Raw genomic sequence first — 2,512 nt, 5'->3', positions numbered from 1 at the left:
GGACTTGATCCGGGACCGATGGCTATCTTTAGGAATGGGCCATTCGGCAAGCCACCCCGCCGATGGGTGGGCTGTTCATGGCCAGCGGTCCCGGATCAAGTCCGGGACGACGTCCTTTCAATTGTGCGCCGTTTCCGGTAGGCGCGCGGGTCTATGGACCAGACTTTGCTCAACATCGCTCCCGCGGGCCTCGAAGACGCCCCGCTGACCGCAGCCGACGTACGCGCGGCGGCGGAGCGAATTTCGGGCAAGGTCGTGCGCACGCCGACGCTCTACAGTTCCACGCTGAGCGCGATCACCGGCGCCGAAATCTGGCTCAAGTTCGAGAACCTGCAGTTCACCGCCGCCTACAAGGAGCGCGGCGCACTCAACGCCCTGCTGCTGCTGACCGAGGAGCAGAAGGCGCGCGGCGTCATCGCCGCCTCGGCCGGCAACCACGCGCAGGGCCTGAGCTACCACGGCACGCGCCTCGGCGTGCCCGTCACCATCGTCATGCCCAAGACCACGCCGACGGTCAAGGTCATGCAGACCGAGAGCGTGGGTGGCAAGGTCGTGCTGGAGGGCGAGAGCTTCGACGAGGCCTATGCCCACGCGCGCAAGCTGGAGGGGCAGCTGGGCCTCACCTTCGTCCACCCGTTCGATGAGCCCAATGTCGCGGCCGGGCAGGGCACCGTGGCGCTGGAAATGCTGGAAGACGTGCCGGAACTCGACACGCTGGTGCTGCCGGTCGGCGGCGGCGGCCTGTCCACCGGCATGGGCACCGTGGCGCGGGACATCAATCCGGGCATCCGCCTGATCGGCGTCGAGGCACAACTCTACCCCTCGATGTACAACCTGCTCAAGGGCACCAGCCTGCCGATCGGCGGCGACACGCTGGCCGAGGGCATCGCGGTGATCGCGCCGGGCCTGATGACCTCCAAGGTGCTGCGCTCGCTGCTCGACGAATTCCTGCTGGTCGGCGAATCGCAGATCGAGAGCGCGCTGGCGCTGCTGCTGCAGATCGAGAAGACGCTGGTGGAAGGCGCGGGCGCCGTGGGCCTTGCCGCCGTGATCAACAACCGCGAGCTGTTCGTCGGCCGCAAGGTCGGCCTCGTGCTGTCGGGTGGCAACATCGATACCCGCCTGCTGGCGAACGTGCTGCTGCGCGACCTCGCCCGCTCGGGCCGCCTCGCCCGCCTCAAGATCGGCCTGCAGGATCGCGCCGGCGCGCTGTTCAAGGTCGCCAAGATCTTCCACGAGCACAACGTCAACATCATCGAAGTCTTCCACCAGCGCATCTTCACGCACTTGCCCGCCAAGGGTCTCGTCACCGAGATCGAGTGCGAGGCGCGCGACAAGGAGCAGCTGCAGGCGCTGATCGCCGGGCTGCGCCGCGAAGGCTACGAAGTGAAGCTGGTCGAGACAGATTGATTCGAAAGAGGCTGGCTTCGGGCGATATGGAGGTATATCGTTCGAGGTAACGATTACATCGCCCCATCGCCCCGAATTGGTACGGCGATGGGGCGATACCGCCAGTCCGGCGCGATTTCACCGCAGACCGGTCGGTTTTTGTGGTTAAAAGACTCGCAAGGCGCTGCAGCGCTATGCATATTTGGGAAAGCAGACGGACATAAGGCCGGCCGCAACGCTAGAGGAAGATCCAGTTAGGTGACGGCTCCCGTTCGATTTCCCCGCTTCTTCGTGACGAGCCCGGCTCCGTGCCCGTACCTGCCGGGCCGTAGCGAGCGGAAGGTATTCACCGAACTCAAGGGACCGCACGCCGATTCGCTGAACGATGCACTGGGCCGCATCGGTTTTCGCCGCAGCCAGACCGTCGCCTATCGCCCCTCCTGCATCGACTGCAACGCCTGCGTCTCCGTGCGGGTCGTGGCGTCCGAATTCCGCGCCTCGCGCACGCAGAAGCGCACGCTTGAGGCGCATTCGGATCTCGTCGCCACCGTCTGCCGCCCCTGGTCCACCAGCGAGCAGTTCGAACTGCTCCAGCGCTATCTCGCCGCGCGTCACCCCGAAGGCGGCATGACGACGATGGACGAAGTCGACTTCGCCGACATGGTGGAGCACACGCCGGTCACCAGCTATGTCATCGAATACCGCGAGCCGTCGATGGACGGCGTCGTGCCCGGTCGCCTCGTCGGCGCCTGCCTGACCGACCGCCAGTGCGACGGGCTGTCGATGATCTACTCGTTCTACGACCCCGAAAGCGCGCGGCAGGGGCTGGGCAACTACATCATCCTCGACCACATCCGCCGTTCGCAGGAGATGGGGCTCGGTTTCGTCTACCTCGGCTACTGGGTCGAGGGTTCGGCGAGGATGCAGTACAAGGTGCGTTATCGCCCGATGGAAAAGCTCGGCCGCGCCGGGTGGGAACGCATCGACACCGCCGAACACGACCGCCTGATCGCCGCCGCCGTCGCCAGCCCCCGCCGCGACGATGCCGCCACCGGCCCCAAGGACGGGATGCCCTCCGTCACCAAGGGGTGAGGGCGGAGGTTATGTGGCGGGCAATCGCCGG

General features: G+C 66.0%; 2 protein-coding genes. Both read left to right on the top strand.

Annotated features, from left to right (window positions below):
* Positions 1-153: 153 nt before the first annotated feature.
* Positions 154-1,410, top strand: coding sequence for a threonine ammonia-lyase (locus ACYPYD_RS18330; protein WP_008832118.1), 1,257 nt, complete (start codon positions 154-156; stop codon positions 1,408-1,410).
* A gap of 237 nt (positions 1,411-1,647) precedes the next feature.
* Complete coding sequence (locus ACYPYD_RS18325) at positions 1,648-2,481, top strand: arginyltransferase (protein ID WP_036525982.1); 834 nt, start codon at positions 1,648-1,650, stop codon at positions 2,479-2,481.
* The last annotated feature ends 31 nt before the right edge of the window (positions 2,482-2,512 follow it).

It is taken from the genome of Novosphingobium sp. 11B (assembly GCF_054589055.1).
Note: the sequence above shows the minus strand (reverse complement) of the source record. Positions and strands in the feature narration are given on the sequence as shown.